This window comes from Picosynechococcus sp. PCC 8807 (assembly GCF_001693295.1).
In the GTDB taxonomy this organism is placed as follows: domain Bacteria; phylum Cyanobacteriota; class Cyanobacteriia; order Cyanobacteriales; family MRBY01; genus MRBY01.
In genome coordinates this window covers 2,010,950-2,026,946 of the sequence record NZ_CP016483.1, presented here as the reverse complement: position 1 = coordinate 2,026,946, position 15,997 = coordinate 2,010,950, and the positions used below count along the sequence as shown (strand labels likewise).

Annotated in this window: 17 protein-coding genes; 12 read left to right on the top strand and 5 right to left on the bottom strand. The window is 50.2% G+C overall.

The window, feature by feature from the left end; translation table 11 throughout:
• Positions 1-54: 54 nt before the first annotated feature.
• Positions 55-723: a YggS family pyridoxal phosphate-dependent enzyme gene (locus AWQ24_RS09860; protein ID WP_065716716.1), complete on the bottom strand. Its 669-nt coding sequence runs from the start codon at positions 721-723 to the stop codon at positions 55-57.
• Between the two features lie 43 nt (positions 724-766).
• Positions 767-1,036, bottom strand: coding sequence for a transcriptional coactivator PipX (gene pipX, locus AWQ24_RS09855; RefSeq protein ID WP_012307526.1), 270 nt, complete (start codon positions 1,034-1,036; stop codon positions 767-769).
• 280 nt (positions 1,037-1,316) lie between these two features.
• Between pipX and miaB the strand changes: the two genes are divergently transcribed.
• The 4 genes from miaB to AWQ24_RS09835 all read left to right on the top strand — a co-directional run bounded on the left by miaB (position 1,317) and on the right by AWQ24_RS09835 (position 4,084).
• Complete coding sequence (miaB, locus tag AWQ24_RS09850; protein WP_030006427.1) at positions 1,317-2,672, top strand: tRNA (N6-isopentenyl adenosine(37)-C2)-methylthiotransferase MiaB; 1,356 nt, start codon at positions 1,317-1,319, stop codon at positions 2,670-2,672.
• Between the two features lie 8 nt (positions 2,673-2,680).
• A complete protein-coding gene (locus AWQ24_RS09845) occupies positions 2,681-3,157 on the top strand; it encodes an MEKHLA domain-containing protein (protein WP_065716715.1) in 477 nt (158 codons plus the stop codon).
• 3 nt (positions 3,158-3,160) lie between these two features.
• The gene (locus AWQ24_RS09840) at positions 3,161-3,418 is read left to right on the top strand and encodes a hypothetical protein (protein WP_012307523.1); all 258 of its coding nucleotides are present in this window, start codon (positions 3,161-3,163) and stop codon (positions 3,416-3,418) included.
• 81 nt (positions 3,419-3,499) lie between these two features.
• Positions 3,500-4,084, top strand: coding sequence for an HD domain-containing protein (locus tag AWQ24_RS09835; RefSeq protein WP_065716714.1), 585 nt, complete (start codon positions 3,500-3,502; stop codon positions 4,082-4,084).
• 49 nt (positions 4,085-4,133) lie between these two features.
• Here AWQ24_RS09835 and petA read toward each other — a convergent pair whose 3' ends face one another.
• Positions 4,134-5,111: a cytochrome f gene (gene petA, locus AWQ24_RS09830; RefSeq protein ID WP_062434829.1), complete on the bottom strand. Its 978-nt coding sequence runs from the start codon at positions 5,109-5,111 to the stop codon at positions 4,134-4,136.
• Between the two features lie 50 nt (positions 5,112-5,161).
• On the bottom strand, positions 5,162-5,704 hold the full coding sequence (gene petC, locus AWQ24_RS09825; protein ID WP_012307519.1) for a cytochrome b6-f complex iron-sulfur subunit: 543 nt from the start codon (positions 5,702-5,704) through the stop codon (positions 5,162-5,164).
• 227 nt (positions 5,705-5,931) lie between these two features.
• Between petC and AWQ24_RS09820 the strand changes: the two genes are divergently transcribed.
• The 3 genes from AWQ24_RS09820 (at position 5,932) to AWQ24_RS09810 (ending at position 8,660) form a co-directional block, all read left to right on the top strand.
• Positions 5,932-6,243: a DUF3067 family protein gene (locus AWQ24_RS09820; RefSeq protein ID WP_012307518.1), complete on the top strand. Its 312-nt coding sequence runs from the start codon at positions 5,932-5,934 to the stop codon at positions 6,241-6,243.
• On the top strand, positions 6,228-6,764 hold the full coding sequence (locus AWQ24_RS09815) for an AMIN domain-containing protein (protein ID WP_012307517.1): 537 nt from the start codon (positions 6,228-6,230) through the stop codon (positions 6,762-6,764). Before AWQ24_RS09820 ends, AWQ24_RS09815 begins: the two co-directional genes overlap by 16 nt.
• Before the next feature lie 228 nt (positions 6,765-6,992).
• The gene (locus AWQ24_RS09810; RefSeq protein WP_065716713.1) at positions 6,993-8,660 is read left to right on the top strand and encodes an adenylate/guanylate cyclase domain-containing protein; all 1,668 of its coding nucleotides are present in this window, start codon (positions 6,993-6,995) and stop codon (positions 8,658-8,660) included.
• On the opposite strand, the gene ispD is transcribed toward AWQ24_RS09810, so the two are convergent.
• Positions 8,657-9,352, bottom strand: coding sequence for a 2-C-methyl-D-erythritol 4-phosphate cytidylyltransferase (gene ispD / locus AWQ24_RS09805; RefSeq protein ID WP_041443905.1), 696 nt, complete (start codon positions 9,350-9,352; stop codon positions 8,657-8,659). The genes AWQ24_RS09810 and ispD overlap by 4 nt on opposite strands.
• A gap of 82 nt (positions 9,353-9,434) precedes the next feature.
• Here ispD and AWQ24_RS09800 point away from each other — a divergent pair, with 82 nt between their 5' ends.
• From AWQ24_RS09800 to recQ, 5 genes are all read left to right on the top strand, one after another.
• On the top strand, positions 9,435-10,394 hold the full coding sequence (locus AWQ24_RS09800; RefSeq protein ID WP_030006419.1) for a glycosyltransferase family 9 protein: 960 nt from the start codon (positions 9,435-9,437) through the stop codon (positions 10,392-10,394).
• A complete protein-coding gene (locus AWQ24_RS09795) occupies positions 10,387-10,980 on the top strand; it encodes an HAD-IIIA family hydrolase (protein ID WP_012307513.1) in 594 nt (197 codons plus the stop codon). The genes AWQ24_RS09800 and AWQ24_RS09795 overlap by 8 nt, the downstream gene beginning before the upstream one ends.
• A 119-nt stretch (positions 10,981-11,099) precedes the next feature.
• Complete coding sequence (gene htpG / locus AWQ24_RS09790) at positions 11,100-13,073, top strand: molecular chaperone HtpG (protein WP_065716712.1); 1,974 nt, start codon at positions 11,100-11,102, stop codon at positions 13,071-13,073.
• A gap of 119 nt (positions 13,074-13,192) precedes the next feature.
• On the top strand, positions 13,193-13,828 hold the full coding sequence (locus AWQ24_RS09785; protein WP_012307511.1) for an exopolysaccharide biosynthesis protein: 636 nt from the start codon (positions 13,193-13,195) through the stop codon (positions 13,826-13,828).
• Positions 13,829-13,850: 22 nt separating this feature from the next.
• Positions 13,851-15,989, top strand: coding sequence for a DNA helicase RecQ (gene recQ, locus AWQ24_RS09780; protein ID WP_065716711.1), 2,139 nt, complete (start codon positions 13,851-13,853; stop codon positions 15,987-15,989).
• The last annotated feature ends 8 nt before the right edge of the window (positions 15,990-15,997 follow it).

The window sequence follows — 15,997 nt, the reverse complement described above, 5'->3', positions numbered from 1 at the left end:
GAACTGCGGCCATTCACTGGGGTGATCAACAAATTTTTCAGCGGTTAGATTGGCTTATTCCCGTGCCCCGAAGATCCCCTGGCCAACGCGAATCATTGTTGCTCCAGCCCCGATCGCCAGGGGGTAATCACCGGACATTCCCATGGATAATTCTGTTAATTGCTCCGGTAAGCTTGCCATCTGATTCAGTTGTTCCTTGAGAGAAAATACTTGTTCAAAGGCCATCTGGGTCTCAGTGCGGGAAAGCCCCAGGGGAAGAATTGTCATTAAACCCTGAAGCTTGAGGTGTTGACAGGTGGCGAGTTGTGGTAGCTCGCTCAGGAGTTGGGGAATTTCCCAGCCAAATTTATTAGGGTCAGGCAGGGGTTTGATTTGTAAACAGCAGCGGGCTGGATTTTCTAAATCGGTGGCGTACTGATCCAGTTTTTGGGCGAGGGCGAGACTATCGACGGTATGAATCCAATCGAAATGGGCGATCGCCTTTTTTGCCTTATTTTTTTGCAGATGGCCAATAAAATGCCACCGGATATCCGGCAAGTCCTCTAATTCCGCTTGTTTTTGCTGGGCTTCCTGGAACCGATTTTCGCCAAAATCTCGAATTCCCGCCGCGTAGGCCAGGCGAATTTTTGCCGCAGAGTGGGTTTTGCTAACGGCGATCAGGCGCACCTCCGGGGGGATTTCTTCCCGTAGTCGGGCAATATTTTCGGCGATCGCATCTGACATTACTAAAAAAATGACCCGTAAATTTTAGACTCAACTAACTCGCTTACTGGAACGTCCGTTTATAGAGCGCCTGTAATACTTGAAACTCAGCCATGGCACCGGATCGGCGCACCTGACGCAGGCGATTTTCCATTTTTAACCGGGCATCCATCCGGGTGACCGACTCAAAACTCATGCCATTGGTATCTTGGTGCACAATGAAAAATAACCGCTGGGCATAGAGCGTTGTAAATAACTCTTGCTTGTCTTCCAGTTCACAAATCCGAAAGAGCATCCCAAATGTCGGGTGATTAAAATAAGATTCCGTATTCATTCAAATTTTAGCGAGTTCACCAATAGCCACAAAGCACCCTTTCTTTTTCGGTTTTCGACCACAAAAAATCAGAGGTTAGCTTTGCTGTAATCAAAAATACACATCAAAAATATTAGACATAGTATATAGGCAAGGCTCCCCCTGGGATAGCGTGATCCAGAGTTTTCACAACTCACATTGAGGTTTTGGCGGATTCACATCCCCATCTCCCACAAGCGAAACCTAAATTGGTAGAATAAAAAGCTGCTAATTTGCCTAGCCCATTATTTTTGAAACGACCATGACTAAGCCTCGTCAATATCACATTACCACTTTCGGTTGTCAGATGAACAAGGCCGACTCTGAACGTATGGCGGGCATCCTCGAAGAGATGGGCTATCACTTCACCGAAGATCCCTATGCTGCAGATCTCGTCCTCTACAATACCTGCACGATTCGGGATAATGCGGAACAAAAAGTTTACTCTTACCTCGGTCGTCAGGCTAAGCGGAAACAAGAAAAACCCGACCTCACCCTGATCGTTGCTGGTTGCGTCGCCCAACAGGAAGGAGAAAGTCTCCTGCGCCGTGTCCCAGAACTGGATCTGATCATGGGGCCTCAACACGCCAACCGTCTCCAGGATTTGTTAGAGCAAGTTGAAGGGGGAAGTCAGGTGGTGGCGACGGAGCCAATCCATATCGTCGAAGACATTACGAAACCCCGGCGAGACAGCACGGTTACGGCCTGGGTCAATGTGATCTACGGCTGTAATGAGCACTGTACCTATTGTGTTGTCCCTGGGGTGCGGGGCACGGAACAATCGCGCTATCCAGAAGCGATCCGGGCAGAAATGGAAGAACTAGGGCGACAAGGGTTTAAGGAAGTCACGCTCCTCGGTCAAAACATCGATGCCTATGGCCGGGATCTACCGGGTACAACAGCAGAGGGCCGAAATAAATATACCCTTACTGATCTTTTATATTACGTCCACGATGTGCCGGGCATTGAGCGGATTCGCTTTGCCACCAGTCATCCCCGCTACTTTACGGAACGCTTGATTAAGGCTTGCCAGGAGTTACCCAAGGTTTGTGAGCATTTTCATATTCCTTTTCAGTCTGGGGACAATGAAGTGCTTAAGGCGATGCGACGCGGTTATACCCACGAAAAATATCGCCGCATTATTAATACTATTCGGAGTTATATGCCCGATGCTTCCATTAGTGCGGATGCGATTGTGGCGTTCCCCGGAGAAACGGAAGAGCAGTTTGAAAACACCCTCAAATTGGTGGATGAGATTGGTTTTGATCAATTAAATACGGCGGCCTATTCTCCCCGACCCGGCACTCCCGCCGCCACTTGGGATAACCAATTGTCAGAGGAAGTAAAAGGCGATCGCCTTCAACGTTTGAATCATTTGGTCGCCCAAAAAGCAGCAGAACGCTCCCAACGCTATGCCGGACGGATCGAAGAAGTGCTTGTTGAAGATCAAAATCCGAAAAATCCGAGTCAGGTTATGGGACGGACCCGGGGCAACCGCCTCACCTTTTTTGAGGGAGAGATTAATGAACTCAAAGGAAAAATTGTTGCGGTCAAAATCACCGAAGCACGGGCCTTTAGCCTAACCGGAGAAGCCGTTGAAGCCCTCGTAACCGCCTAGTAGATACTATGACCACTCAACCTTGGCTCACCCCAGCGGCGATCACCCAAGTGCAGCTTATTTTGGATAGTTATCACCATTGGTTTGGGGCGGATTTGATTGATCGCAGTGAATCCCCCCAAAAGCAGGCGGCGATTTTATTTGACGCGCCGCTGGTGGTATTTTCCCATGGCACGGAGGCCGACCCAATTTATAACTATGGTTCTCGTCTCGGTTTAGAACTTTGGGAACGGTCTTGGGAGGAGTTGTTACAGATGCCCTCCCGACAATCGGCGGAACCTTCGGCACAGGTACAGGCAGAGCGCAATCAATTGTTAGCGAGCAGCCGTAGTTATGGGTTTAAAACGGGTTTTTCGGGGGTACGCATTACCAAAAGCGGGAAGCGGGTACAGATCGAGGATGTTAAGCTTTGGGACTTACTCGACCCGGCGGGAAATTACCGGGGGCAGGCTGCCGTATATTCTAAATGGACAGATTTAGATTAGGACATGAAAGAGCAATTTATCCTGTGGTTGGATCGTCTATTGGTCGCGGATGTATTTGTGGTGTTATTCGCCTTTTTTTGGTTTGCGATCGCCTTAGTTGGCCGCTCATCGGGGGTTAATCTGGGCTGGGATTTGTGGTATTCCCTCTGGGAGCCTGTGTTTACGCCAGCCATTGGTATTTTGATGTTGGGGGCAATCCTGAGTTGGGTGGTAAAAAAACTGGGCCTCTGGTTTGGTGACAAATCCGATGAACTGTCTTAATTCTCTTCCCCATTAATGAGGCACAATCCTGCCTAGTTCATTGGTTAGGATTGGTGCAAATGCAACCTAGGCATTAAGTTGATGAAACTCTCTGACCGATTTTCTGAAGCGCTGGTTTTTGCGGAAAAATTGCACCGTCAGCAAGTGCGTAAAGGTTCTGGCGTTCCCTATGTGGCCTATCTCCTGGGGGTTGCCAGTTTAGTGCTCGAAGCCGGGGGTGATGAAGACGAGGCGATCGCCGCCCTGCTTCATGATGCCATCGAAGACCAAGGGGGATGGGAAACCAGAGCTTTAATCTGTGAAAAATTTGGCGAGCGGGTGGTAACCATTGTCGAAGGCTGTTCCGATAGTTTTGATGGTGAAAAAAAGAAGCCTTGGCGGGAACGCAAAGAAGCTTACCTCCAGCATCTACAAACAGCTTCAGCTTCAATGCACCTCGTTGCCATGGCCGATAAACTTTACAATGCCCAATCTATTTTGCGGGATTACCAACGGATCGGTGAAGCCCTCTGGCCCCGTTTTAAAGGCGAAAAAGAGGGCACCCTTTGGTATTACAACTCACTTTTGAAAATCTTTGATTTATCCCATCCCCTCGCCCAGGAATTGCACTACACGATGGAAACTTTGAAGACATTAGTGGCGGCAAATCAAGCACATCAGCAATAAAAAAGACAGACCGGAGTCTGCCTTCGCACAATTTTAAATTTCTTGTAATTTAGAAGTCGAGTTGGCCAGCGGCTTGAACCCGTTCTACCTGTTTCTTCTTCAGAACAAGGAAGATTTGGGTCAACATAATCCCAGCAACAAAGGCCATGTAGCCATAGATGCGAGCGGGATTCTGGAGGACAACTTCTGTATCTTTTTGGCCAAATCCACCGACGTTGGGGTTGTTCGTGAGGGCTTCACCAGCGGCGATCGCCTGACCTTCAGAAACAATCACTTCGGGGCCAGCCGGGATCGTATCGATCACTTCGCCCGCTTCAGTGGAAATGGTGATATCAGTACCCGCAGCCTCATTCACCGCAATATTGGTGATGGTGCCGGTGGCAGACGCTTTAAATTGATTGTTATTGCTTAGTTCACCAGTGGGATAAACTTGGCCACGGCCACGGTTCGCACCGAGGTGGACTGCATATTTACCGTAGTTGATGTTCTTATCGGTTTTCGGATCGGGGGAGAGTACCGGGAAAACGATCTCTTCATATTGGTCACCGGAAATCGGCCCAATGATTACAACATTTTCTTGATCCGGAGCGTAGGACTGGAAGTAGAGACCTTCGGTTTTTTCCTTCAGTTCGTCAGAGAGACGATCAGCGGGCGCAATTTTGAAACCATCCGGGAGCATCAAAACAGCACCAACGTTGAGGCCACCCTTTGAGCCGTCTCCTAGAACCTGCTGTTGGCTATGGTCATAGGGAATTTTGACAACGGCTTCAAAAACTTGATCGGGTAAAACGGACTGGGGAATTTCCACCTCTGCTTCTTTGGCAGCGAGGTGACAGTTGGCACAGACGATCCGGCCTGTTGCTTCACGGGGCGTTTCTGGGGCGGTTTGCTGGGCCCAAAAAGGATAGGCGGCAGCGGCTTGGGGGAAAAGGGCGTCACTGGCGAAAAATAAACCAAAGGTGGCGATCGCCACGAGGCAGGCGGTCTTTAGCCGTTGCCAGATTGCCATCAGTTCAGGTGTTTTCATCGTAAATTTTTACAAGCGTTTTCTCTAATGGATGAACCCGTATGGGGTCTTTAGGCCCACCAAGGAGCTTCGTCAGTACGGAAATCGGTTTCTGTCCAGTCGGTGAAGGAGATCTTGTCATCTTCAGTCACTTCCGCATGGACAAGGGCCAAGGATAAGGGGGCTGGGCCGCGGACAACTTTCCCGGTTTCGTCATACTGAGAACCGTGGCAAGGACACATGAATTTATTTTCAGCGGTATTCCAAGGGACGACACAACCAAGGTGGGTACAGATGGCGTTGATCCCATAGCTGGAGATGGTGTTATCCCCTTCGACAACCACATAGGTGGGATCCCCTTTGAGGCCTTGGGCCAAGGAGCGATCGCCTGCGGTGTGGGTTTGGAGATAGTCGCTCACGATAATGTCATTACCGAGGGCATCTTTAGCAATCACGCCACCACCAGCGCCACCACTAGAAGGAGGAATAAAATATTTAATAACGGGATATAAACCACCGAGAGCCGTTCCCGCCGCCGTCCCCACCCAGAGGAGGTTCAAAAATTGGCGACGACCTAGATCTGGAACATCGGAGGAACCTGATAATTGAGTCATAATCAGAGCCTTTTTGTATAGTTATGTAAGCGTTTCTACAATACTTCCTATGAAGAATATCATCCAAATGGCGAGCAAAGATGGCGTTTTACCTGAGCTTGAGCCTTAGTTGGTTGCCGGATAGCCTTTAAAAAGGTTAACAAAGTTTTGTAGATAAATTATTACAGATCGGCTGAGATTAGGCTTTTGGCCACAGAAATGTCAATGAACCGCAGGAGGAGTGGGCGATGAATGGTGGAGAACTACGGGAACTTTTGTGGCGTAAATGGGGACGATCCTATGACATCCAACTGCGACAAATTAAGGGGGAATGGTATCTCCAGGTGATGTGGAAATATTTGGAACAGGTTTCTTTTCCCCTCTCGGAGGCTCAATATGAGGAACATCTCCAGGCGATCGCCACTTATTTAGGGGAATGGGGTGTGAGTCAACAAGTTCATACTTACCTCGAAGAAACCACAGAACGCCCCAGGGTCGGCAAAGCAATTAGTATTCGTTTGGAATTGGGAGAACGGGCCTCAGAATGGCTGTTGGGTTAATCCAAAAATATTTTAATCAGAGTGTCTGTGTAGTGCTGGTGTTGGTAGCCGGACTGAGCCACAGCCCCAAGGCGATCGCCGATCCGCCGTCAGAGTTGCCCTCCCTCCAAGATTGGGCCTTTGACCCCCAAGCGCAGCAACTCCGCCTCCAAACCGCTCCAACGACGATTCCCCAATATTCTCGCCTCAGTAACCCGACTCGTCTGATCATTGACCTGACCGATACCCGCTGGCCCGCTGCTACCTTGACCCAGGCTTACGACGGCACCATTCGTCAACTGCGCATTGGCCAATTTAATGACCGCACCACTCGAATCGTTTTAACCTGGGCTGGGGAAATTCCGCCCACTTGGTCGCCCACCTTTCAACGTTTGCCCCAAGCTGATGGTTCTGTGGTGTGGCGCTTTGAATTTCAAGGGGCGATCGCCAGTGCAGATCTCCCCTTCACATTTCCCCCGGCCCTCTTGCCCCCCACCCAGGCGATACCGATCCAACTCCCCCCATTGCCAGAACTTCCTTAACGGTTTGTGGCGATCGCCACTATCTTTAGACAGAAAAATATCCTCCTTGGGCTACACTCAGGGATGAATCTCCGCTTCGGGCGCTGACTTTTTATGACAAGCCGAGCAAAATTCCCCCTTGTTTTCTGAACTTCCGTGGGCAGAATTCCCCTGTCATCGCTTTGACTATTTAAATTCAGCAATTTTTTTCGCAGGCCACTGGCACGTGTTATTTCCCGTGAAACTCCTATGACTGATCTGCAACTCCGCATCCAAGCTGAGGGCTACCCAGAACGTATTGTGGTGGTCGATCAAGGGGAGTTTGTGATCGGTCGCTTGCCTGAATGTAGTCTCTCGCTACAGATGACCCAAATTTCCCGGTACCACGCCCGGATCAAACGGCGGCAACAGGCTTGGGTTTTAGAGGACTTGGGCAGCACCAATGGCACATATCTTAATCACGTCCGGATTACTGAGCCCCAAACGATCCGCCAAGGAGATCTAATCCGTCTGGGCCATGCGTCAATTTTAGTCACGTTCCAGAATGTGACCCTCGATGAAACGACAGATCTACAGGCCGACCAATGGGGATCGGGGCGCACCATTCTCCGTAACGCCGAAGATCTCAAGGAGCAATGGCTACAGGGGGAAGAAGGCTATGGTCATCAGCCCCACACGGAAACGGCGATCGCCCGCCTCAAGGAGTTGGTGGACATTGTGAAACAACTTAGTTCTGCCGAATCCATTGAAGCTATTTTTCGCCTGACCCGGAATGTTATTTTTCAGGAATTGCCAGGTTTAGAACGGCTGGCGCTGCTCATTGATATTCGGGGCAATGGCAAATTAGAACTCCTCAGTGCTGCGGCCCAGAGTCTTCCGGATAATCACCCGGCCATCCGCACCAGTGCTTGGATTAGTCAATCGGTCTGCCAAAAGGTTTTTAAAGAAAGGGTTGCCCTCAAATCCGTAGATGCCCAGAGCGACCAGCGCTTTGCAGGGGAAGATAGCATTTTGGCAAAGGGGATTCGGGGAGTGTTGGCGGTGCCCCTATGGGATCAAACAAAAGTGGTGGGGGTTTTGTATGGTGATGCCCACTTGAAGTTAGATGAATCAGAATCGTTAACCGATGATGATTTAAGTTTTTTTTCGACCATTGGCCATCTGTTGGCGGCCAGTGTGCAACGGTGGTTGCTAAGCCGTCGTCTCCAGGAACAGGCCCAAATTCGCCAAAAACTAGAGCGTTACCATTCGCCTGCGGTGGTACATCAATTAATTTCGGTGGGGGCGTTAAAAAATGGGCGACTCCCCCCTAGGGAAGCGGAAATCAGTATTCTATTTGCAGACATCGTTAATTTTACGCCCATTGCGGAGCAGTCTTCCCCCAGTGCCATTGCGGATTTGCTGAACGTTTTTTTTGAGGAGATGCTCCACTCGGTGTTTGCCCAGGGAGGAACCCTCGATAAATTTATTGGCGACTGCATCATGGCGTTTTTTGGGGCACCAGAACCCCAGATCGACCATGCTGAACGGGCGATCGCCACTGCCATGGGCATGCTCAACCGCCTTGATCAACTAAATTTACAAAATATTTGGCCCCAACCAATTCAACTGCGGGTTGCGGTAAATAGTGGCAAGGCTTTTGTGGGCGATGTGGGCAGCTCCCAGCGGGTAGACTACACGGTTCTGGGGGGAACGGTGAATCTTGCCGCCCGCCTTGAGACCATTTGTCCGCCGGGGGAATGTGTGATCACCGATGCGACATATCAAGCGATTGGCGATCGCCACCAGGATTTATTTATTCCCATGGGTGCTGGGCGATTTAAAGGCATTGACCGCCCCATCCAGGTTTACCGTACCCAACGGCACCGCCACCCCAAACCGCTATCGTTAAAAAGCACCGAGGTTTCCAGCTCCTAGGTTTTTGGCATTTCATCACGGCTCTGCAAAATAAATTCGGCGATCGCCAAATCTCCTGGCGTCGTAATTTTGAGATTTGTTTCTTCCCCAGAGACAATTTTCACAGGCAGACCACAACGCTCGAACAAAGCCGCATCATCGGTCACTTCCCAACCCAGGGTTTTGCCTTTTTCGTGGCAATCCTTGAGGCGCTGCACCGTAAACCCCTGGGGCGTCTGGGCAGCCCAAAGCTTCGCCCGCTCCGGCGTCTCTTTGACCCAACCTTGTTCATCTACTACCTTAATGGTGTCCTTGACGGGAATCGCCGCAATTAAGCCCTCACAGGTTTCTAGGGCCGCTGCACAGCGATTAAATAGCGCCGGGGTGGCCAAACACCTTGCCCCATCGTGGATCAGCACCTGGGTTGCCTCTGGGGGAAGGGCTTGTAGACCGTTATAAACTGATTCTTGGCGAGTTTTGCCACCTCGAATCAGTTGGACAGGCTTAGAAAGCTTTAAATCGGCCAAAATTGCCTCAAAGTCCGGAAAATCTAAGGGCTGTCCCATGATGCCAATCCAGGCCACTGAATCCGCCGCCGCTGCTGCCTGGAGCGTCCAACTAAAGAGCGGTTTATCCTGTAGTGTCATCAGCAGTTTGTTGCGATCGCCGCCCATCCGTTTGCCGACGCCCGCCGCAGGCAATAACAAGTGCACCATGGCTTTTCCCTAAGTTACTAAACGTTTCCGCCTATTCTCTTCTAAAATGATGCTGGATACGTAAGTTTATACCCCCAAGATGCGCATACTAGCCCTAGTTCCCGGAGGAGTTGGCGACCAAATCCTCTTCTTCCCGACCCTCGCTGATCTCAAGGAACGTTATCCCGAAGCCATGATTGACGTTCTGGTCGAACCCCGTGCCAAGGCAGCCTATCGCGTCTGTCCCCAGGTTCATGAAGTGCTGACCTTCGACTTTAAAGATCGTAATGGCCCCGCTGACTATCTCAATATTCTCGGCACCATCCGCGATCGCGAATACGAAATTGCCCTCTCCCTCGGCAAAAATTGGGCTGTGGGCTTCCTGCTCTGGCTGAATGGAATTCCCACCCGCGTGGGCTACAAAACCGCAACATCTTGGTTTATCTCCAATCCAGCCCCCCTCAACGAAAACCAATACGCAGCGGCCCTCTACCACGATCTCCTCAAAGGCTTAGGCATTGACACCGATTGCCCATCCCCCAGTATCACAGTGCCCAATGGGGACATTCAGTGGGCTGAAGGGGAACAAAAACGCCTGGGCTTAACCGAGGGGTATATCCTGATCCACGGTGGTGCCAGTCAACTCTCCCAAGCCAAGGGCATCAACAAACTCTATCCTGTGGCAAATTGGCAACCGATCATTGAAGATATCCAGAGCAAGCAGCCAAACCTCCCGATTGTCTTGCTCCAAGGCCCGGACGATGCCCCTTGGGTCACGGAACTCATTGCCCTTTATCCAGCGCTAAAGGTGACACGGCCTGAGGATATTGGTAAAGCAGCAGCCATGATTGCCGGGGCCAACTTGATGGTTTGTACAGATAGTGCGCCGATGCACCTGGCCGCCGCCGTGGGGACTTACACCATTGCTCTCTTTGGTGCGACCCACGCCGAAAAGCTCTTACCGCCAAAGAATGATAAATTGATTGGCATCCAGTCTCCCACTGGAAAAATGGCAGATATTCAACCCAAAGACGTATTGGCTCAAATTTGGCGTGGCTAAACCAGCAGTTTTCCTTGATCGTGATGGTGTCCTTAACATCGAAGCAGGATATATTCACACCCTCGAAGACCTGAATCTAATTCCAGGGGTGGCGGCGGCTGTGCGATCGCTCAACGATCAAGGAATTTTTTGTTGCTTGGTTTCCAACCAATCGGGGCCAGCCCGGGACTACTACGGCATTGACCATGTAGAAGCCCTCCACACCAGACTGCGTACCCTCCTGAACCAAGAAGCGGCGGCCCACCTCGATGCGCTGTATTATTGCCCTTATTTAAGCCAGTCAGCCGGGGGCACCCACCCAGACTTTACCCAGTGGGGCACCTGGCGCAAGCCGAATACGGGAATGTTGGTGACAGCGGCCTGGGAACATGATTTAGATTTACGCCGTAGTTTTATGGTGGGGGACAAGGCGACGGATATTGACCTCGCCCACAACGCTGGCCTCCGGGGAATTTTGGTTCAAACAGGCTACGGTAAACAAGTCCTCAGCGGCAAGTACCAACACCACACCAAGCCCGATTATGTCGCCAAGGATCTCCAAGATGGGGTGAATTGGGTATTACAACAGCTCCAAAAGAAGCCATAGGAATCAAGAAAATACGGAAATCCGCATCTAGGGATGGGGGCGATCGCCGCCTTGAGGTTTTCCCAAGTTCCGGCAAAATAGAGGACGAATCCTTAGACCAAGTTGGAAGCATACGACCTATGGCAGTCCTCGAAAAAGGCAATATTACAATCCATACCGAGAATATTTTCCCGATAATCAAAAAATCTCTGTATACCGACCACGAGATCTTTTTACGGGAACTCATTTCCAATGCCGCTGATGCGATCACCAAGCGCAAAATGGCAAAAATGGCCGGTGAAAGTAGCATTGATGTGCCCGATGGGGAAATCATTATTGACGTTAACAAGGAGAAAAAACAACTCTCCATTACCGATAATGGCATTGGGATGACCGCCGACGAAATCAAAAAATATATTAACCAAGTTGCCTTTTCGAGTGCCGAAGAATTTATTCAAAAATATGGCAAGGATGCAAACGATTTAATCGGGCATTTTGGTTTAGGGTTTTATTCTGCCTTTATGGTGGCCACTCAAGTAGAAATTAATACCCTTTCCTGCAAAGATGGTGCGGAAGCGGTTCATTGGAGCTGTGATGGTTCCCCCGAATTTCAACTGAGTGCCAGTGACAAAACCAGCATCGGCACGACCATTACCCTCACCATGATGGACGAGGAAACAGAATATTTAGAATCCCAACGGATTCGCCAATTGGTCAAAACCTATTCTGATTTTATGCCCGTTGCCATTCGCTTTGAAGGGGAACAAATCAACAAACAGCGGGCCATTTGGAAGGAATCTCCCCAGAATTTAACCGACGAAGATTACCTCGAATTTTATCGCTATCTTTATCCTTTCCAAGAAGACCCATTACTGTGGGTTCACTTGAATACGGACTATCCTTTCTTGCTCAATGGCATTCTCTATTTTCCGAAATTGCGCCCGGACATTGATGTTACTAAAGGACAAATTAAGCTGTTCTGTAATCAGGTTTTTGTCAGTGACCATTGCGAAGAAGTCATTCCTGAATTTCTGATGCCGCTGCGGGGCGTTGTGGACAGCACCGATATTCCCCTCAATGTTTCTCGCAGTGCCTTAACAAACCACCGGACAGTGCGCCGCATCTCCGATTACATCGCCAAAAAAGTTGGCGATCGCCTGAAGTCCCTCTACAACGAAAGCTATAGTGACTACGTTAAAAGTTGGGAAGATGTCGGCACCTTTGTGAAGTACGGTAGTATCCGCGATGAGAAGTTTAAAAAACAAGTCGAAGACATTCTCATTTATCGCACAACCCACCAACCAGAAACAGCAGCGACAACGCCGAAAGTAGAAGTACAGGGTAATGATGGCGATGTGTGGGAAGACGTGAAATCCGAAGACACCCAGGCAACGTCTACGGCCCCCTACACAACCCTCAAAGATTATTTAGAACGCAATAAAGAGAAGCACGAAAATCGCGTTTTTTATTGCACCGATCCCAGCACCCAGGGCACTTACATTGAACTGTACAAAAACCAAGGTTTAGAAGTCCTTTACATGGACTCCTTTATTGATACCAATTACTTCATTCCTTTCCTAGAACAGGAATACAGCGATGTGAAGTTTTCACGGGTGGACTCGGAGCTAGATCAAAGCCTCGTAGAAGACGATAAGGCCAGTGAAATTGTTGATCCGAATACCAACAAAACCCGTGGCGACGTCATTAAAGAGTTGTTTGAAAAGGCGATTGGGAAACCAAAGGTCAACATCAAAACCCAATCGATTAAATCCGCAGAAACAGCGGCAACGCCCCCGGCAATGGTGCTTTTACCAGAGGCCATGCGACGTCTGCAAGAGATGACGGCGATGATGCAACAAACGACGATGCAATTCCCAGAAGATCATGTGTTGATGATTAATTTGTCGCACCCTTTGATCGAAAATATTTACCAACTCAGCCAGGGTTCGATTATCCAAGCAGATGGCAAAGCATCCAACCAGGAAACCATCGATATGATGTGTCAGCACGTTTATGATTTGGCATTGATGGCCCAGAAGGCCTTTGATGCGGAGGGGATGAAAGCGTTTGTGGAACGTTCGAACCAAGTGTTGACCCGTTTAACCCAGAAGTAAGCCTTCATTTAACTCGCCCGATGATCTCCCCCCCGGTGGGGAGATTTTTTTTGTAAACACAATTAACGGACGGGCATTGCGCTATGCTCAGTAGCTGTCCCTCTGCGTAACATTTGGCTATGGCTCGTCTCTCCCAAGAATTGCACCGTTATTTTTTTGAAGAAGACCGTGGTGAAACCGTTAGTTTAGCCCAGGCGATCGCCCTCGCAGAGGAAAAAGTCTTTGGGGTCATTTTGCTGCTGTTGGCCTTTCCGTCGGCCCTGCCAATTCCGGCCCCAGGCTATTCAACGCCCTTTGGGATTTTAATTTTTGCGATCGCCCTCCAGTTGATTTTTGGGCGGAAAAAACTCTGGCTTCCGGTTGCTTGGCAACGAAAAACCGTCAAAACGACCATGGCCCAGGGCATCCTGAAAAAAGGTCTCCCTTGGCTTAAAAAAATTGAGGCGATCGCCCACCCCCGATTTCCCATCGTTTGCCAGAGTCGCCTGGGTCGCACCGTCATGGGTTGTACCATTGCCCTGATGGCTACCTCGATGATGATCCCCATTCCCGGCACCAATACCCTCCCGGCCATGGCAATTTTTCTCACCGCTTTTGGCCTCCAAGAGGACGATGGCTTGATCAGTGGCGCTGGGGTTGTTTTCTCCATTGTCATTGCCGTGCTGATGGTGTCCGTCATTTATGTGTTCTTCAACGGTGGCCTCAGCCTATTGGATCTGCTCAAAGACTGGGTCACGGTACGATTAGGGGGCTAGTTGTTTTCGTTTTGTTACCGCCATGTCCCAGTTCCCATCCCTAGAAGCCGCCCTCAAACACTTCTTTGGATATGACAATTTCCGCCATGGCCAAAAGGCGGTCATTACCGCTGCCCTGGAAAACCGCGACGTCCTCGCCCTGATGCCAACAGGAGCGGGTAAGTCCCTTTGCTTCCAACTGCCCGCCCTGCTGAAACCGGGGTTGACGGTGGTGATTTCTCCTTTGATTGCCCTAATGCAGGATCAAGTCGATGCCCTGACAGACAATGGCATTGGTGCAACTTTCCTAAACAGTACCCTCAACCTCGACCAAGCGCGATCGCGAATCCAGGCAATTTTTAACGGCAATATTAAACTGCTCTACGTTGCCCCAGAACGGCTGTTTAACGAAGGCTTTCAGCAACTACTCACAGATGTAGATCAGACCATTGGCCTGACTGGATTTGTGGTGGATGAAGCCCACTGTGTTTCAGAATGGGGCCATGATTTTCGTCCAGAATACCGCCAACTGAGTCGCATCCGGAGACGCTACCCCCGGACTCCTTGCCAGGCCTTCACCGCTACCGCCACCCAGCGCGTCCGGGAAGATATTATTGATCAACTTGCCCTACAGAACCCCAGTTTTCACTGCACCAGCTTTAATCGCCCCAACCTTTACTACGAGGTTCTTCCCAAAGACCGGAAAAGTTATACGCAACTGCTGCGCCATGTTCGTCAACGGCGTGGGCAACCGGGAATTATCTACTGTTCTAGCCGCAAAAAAGTAGACGAGTTGGCCGATCGCCTCAAACAAGATGGCGTTAAAGCCTTGCCCTACCATGCAGGACTGGCCGATCGTTTACGGGCGGATTATCAAGAGCAGTTTATCCGGGATGATGTGCCTGTGATGGTCGCCACCGTTGCCTTTGGCATGGGCATCAACAAACCCGACGTGCGCTTTGTGGTGCATTATGATTTACCGACCAATTTAGAACGCTATTACCAAGAGTCGGGTCGTGCGGGTCGGGATGGAGAGCCTGCCCACTGTACTCTGTTCTATCGGGCAGGGGATATTAAAAGAGCCGAATATTTCATTGAACTCAAGGAAGACGAACAGGAAAAACGAATTGCCTACCAGCAACTGCAAAAGATGATCGACTATGCCGAGGGGATCGATTGTCGGCGGACGATCCAACTGAGCTATTTTGGGGAGCAATTTCCGGGGGACTGTGGCGGTTGCGATAATTGTCAGAATCCTCGCCCCGTCGAAGATTGGACGATTGAGGCCCAGAAATTTTTATCCTGTGTTGCCCGCTGTCGAGAACGCTATGGCATGACTTACATTATCGATGTGTTGCGGGGTTCCAAGAAAGAAAAAATTATTCAAAACGGGCACCATCAACTGTCTACCTATGGCATTGGCCTCGACCATACTAAGGAAGCATGGAAAAATTTGGGGCGATCGCTCCTGCATCAGGGCTTGATGACCGAAACAAGCGATGGCTATCGGGTTCTAAAGCTCAACGCTCGCAGTTGGGAGATTTTGCGACAACAGAAAACAGTGAAAATTGCTGTGGAACGGCGGCAAACGGCCCAGGAAATTCTGGGGATTTCTGAGAGTCGCCTCGATGCGGAAATTCTCTTTGGGCAACTGCGACAACTGCGGAAACAATTGGCCGATGCAAATTGGGTTGCCCCCTATATGATTTTTTCCGATGCGACCCTCCGGCAAATGGCAACTCGGCGACCCCGCACCCAAGCAGATTTTTGTTTGATTTCTGGGGTAACGAGTGCGAAATACCAGCGTTATGGGGAGCCTTTCCTCGCGGCGATTCAGGAATTTTGCGCCAGCCAAGGGCCACCAAAACCCCAGGTCAATGGCACCCAGTTACTCACCCTCCAGCTTTATCAACAGGGCCTTTCGGTCACAGAGATTGCCAAGCGGCGCAGTCTGACGGCGGGGACGATCAACGAGCACCTGGCAACATTACTCCAGAATGGCGAGATTACTGACCTAGACCGCCTCGTAAAACCAGCCGCCCAGGTGGAAATTGAAAAGGCGATCGCCACCGTGGGGCCAGAATCCTTAACGCAGTTGCGGGAGCACCTCCAGGAAAAATACAGCTACGATGCGATTAAACTGGTGCGGGCTAAACTGCTGCAAACTGCAAAATCAGCCTAGAATCTTGA

Bases quoted from the DNA above. Each gene is read 5' to 3' on its own strand.
- pipX (WP_012307526.1), bottom strand. From the start codon at position 1,036: ATGAATACGGAATCTTATTTTAATCACCCGACATTTGGGATGCTCTTT.
- AWQ24_RS09810 (WP_065716713.1), top strand. From the start codon at position 6,993: ATGACTGATCTGCAACTCCGCATCCAAGCTGAGGGCTACCCAGAACGT.
- miaB (WP_030006427.1), top strand. From the start codon at position 1,317: ATGACTAAGCCTCGTCAATATCACATTACCACTTTCGGTTGTCAGATG.
- recQ (WP_065716711.1), top strand. From the start codon at position 13,851: ATGTCCCAGTTCCCATCCCTAGAAGCCGCCCTCAAACACTTCTTTGGA.
- AWQ24_RS09860 (WP_065716716.1), bottom strand. From the start codon at position 723: ATGTCAGATGCGATCGCCGAAAATATTGCCCGACTACGGGAAGAAATC.
- petC (WP_012307519.1), bottom strand. From the start codon at position 5,704: ATGACTCAATTATCAGGTTCCTCCGATGTTCCAGATCTAGGTCGTCGC.
- htpG (WP_065716712.1), top strand. From the start codon at position 11,100: ATGGCAGTCCTCGAAAAAGGCAATATTACAATCCATACCGAGAATATT.
- AWQ24_RS09845 (WP_065716715.1), top strand. From the start codon at position 2,681: ATGACCACTCAACCTTGGCTCACCCCAGCGGCGATCACCCAAGTGCAG.
- AWQ24_RS09835 (WP_065716714.1), top strand. From the start codon at position 3,500: ATGAAACTCTCTGACCGATTTTCTGAAGCGCTGGTTTTTGCGGAAAAA.
- AWQ24_RS09840 (WP_012307523.1), top strand. From the start codon at position 3,161: ATGAAAGAGCAATTTATCCTGTGGTTGGATCGTCTATTGGTCGCGGAT.
- AWQ24_RS09815 (WP_012307517.1), top strand. From the start codon at position 6,228: ATGGCTGTTGGGTTAATCCAAAAATATTTTAATCAGAGTGTCTGTGTA.
- AWQ24_RS09820 (WP_012307518.1), top strand. From the start codon at position 5,932: ATGAATGGTGGAGAACTACGGGAACTTTTGTGGCGTAAATGGGGACGA.
- petA (WP_062434829.1), bottom strand. From the start codon at position 5,111: ATGAAAACACCTGAACTGATGGCAATCTGGCAACGGCTAAAGACCGCC.
- AWQ24_RS09800 (WP_030006419.1), top strand. From the start codon at position 9,435: ATGCGCATACTAGCCCTAGTTCCCGGAGGAGTTGGCGACCAAATCCTC.
- AWQ24_RS09785 (WP_012307511.1), top strand. From the start codon at position 13,193: ATGGCTCGTCTCTCCCAAGAATTGCACCGTTATTTTTTTGAAGAAGAC.